Raw genomic sequence first — 292 nt, 5'->3', positions numbered from 1 at the left:
GGTGCAAAAGGTATTAAAGTAACAGTAGGTGGCCGTCTCGGCGGTGCTGAAATTGCTCGTAGTGAATCTTACCGTGAAGGTAGTATTCCACTTCATACTTTACGTGCTGATATTGATTATGGTACAGCTGAAGCACATACAACTCATGGCCGTCTTGGCGTAAAAGTATGGATCTTCAAAGGTGAAGTTCTTCCTGAAAAGAAACTTGCTGCACAAGCAGAAGCTGTTGAAGGGAGCGAAGATTAATGTTAATACCTAAAAGAGTAAAATACCGTAAACAGTTCCGTGGTAC

The 292-nt window shown here is 42.1% G+C and carries 1 pseudogene; it reads left to right on the top strand.

Going from position 1 to position 292, the window contains the following annotated elements:
• Nucleotides 1-246: pseudogene (locus tag AC2FA3_RS15115) on the top strand (30S ribosomal protein S3); the annotation flags it as partial.
• Nucleotides 247-292: the final 46 nt, after the last annotated feature.

The organism is Janibacter sp. CoH_79_TC_3, from assembly GCF_058197955.1.
This window is presented reverse-complemented; position numbering and strand designations above follow the sequence as displayed.